Annotated in this window: 1 protein-coding gene; it reads left to right on the forward strand. The window is 65.4% G+C overall.

Annotated features, from left to right (window positions below; all coding sequences use genetic code 11):
* Positions 1 to 951, forward strand: a 951-nt coding sequence (locus QLH51_RS19815) for an IS110 family transposase (RefSeq protein WP_283514680.1), incomplete at its 5' end; no start/stop codon positions are given.
* Positions 952 to 1,224 lie beyond the last annotated feature (273 nt).

Consider the following 1,224-nt stretch of genomic DNA (forward strand, 5'->3'; position numbering starts at 1 on the left):
AAATATGACGTGGTGCATTGCTGCTACGAAGCCGGGCCGACAGGATACGGATTGCATCGCCTGATCGTTGAGCTGGGCCACTCATGCATGGTGGTGGCACCATCGCTGATCCCGAAACGCGCAGGCGACCGGGTGAAGACCGATCGGCGTGATGCGACGATGCTGGCGAGGTTGCTGCGCGCCGGCGAGCTGACGGCGGTGTGGGTGCCTGACGCAGGTCATGAGGCGATGCGTGATCTCGTCCGCGCCCGTGCCTCCGCAGTCGAAGCGCAGCGTATTCATCGGCAACAGGTCAGCGCATTCATGCTGAAGCACGGCCGCATCTTTCCGCTCAAGACGACATGGGGTGCCCGCCATTTCCGCTGGCTCCAGGAGCAGTGCTTCGACCACCCCGCGCATCAGATCGCCTTGCAGGAACTGGTGGATGCGGTGCGGGTCGCGAAGGAACGGATCGGACGCATCGAGGCGGCGATCGAGGAGTTCCTCGCTGACTGGTCGTTGGCCCCGGTCGTGCGGGCGCTACAGGCACTGCGCGGCGTCGAACTCGTCGTCGCCGTCACGTTCGCGACCGAGATCGGCGACATCCGCCGGTTCGACAATCCGCGCCAGCTGATGGGCTATCTCGGCCTGGTGCCGAGCGAACGGTCATCCGGCGACACCGTGCGGCGCGGCGGGATCACCAAGGCCGGCAACGGCCGGGTTCGCCATATGCTTGTCGAGAGCGCCTGGACGTATCGCCATCCGCCGCGTGTCGGAAAGGCCAAGCTGTACCGGCTCGAGCAAACTACGCCCGCGGTTCGCGAGATTGCCTGGAAAGCGCAGAGCCGGTTGACGGCGCGCTATCGGGCACTCGTCGCCAAAGGCAAGAAGACCACCGTCGTCTGCGCCGCGGTCGCTCGTGAACTGGCGGGCTTCATGTGGGCCGTCGCCCGGGAGGCGCAGCCAGCCTGACGGCACCACAGCTCCCGCGTACAGGCGGGGGCGGGACCACGGCAGGGGAATATCCGTCACACGCTTTGTGGCCGGCAGTGCCGACGCCCGCTGTAAGATCGGATCAGCCCCGGGACGCATACACGGGAATGCGGTAGCCAAACCGCGTATCAGAGCTTGATCACCGACGTCCTTCAGGCCCCGCCTCCACCTGTACGCGGTCATATTCGCCATCTGCGTTTCCACGCGGATGATGGCGCGCGTCTTGAGGGTTGAAAACGGACATCAGAGCGT

It is taken from the genome of Sphingomonas sp. 2R-10 (assembly GCF_030062225.1).
Lineage (GTDB): Bacteria > Pseudomonadota > Alphaproteobacteria > Sphingomonadales > Sphingomonadaceae > Sphingomonas.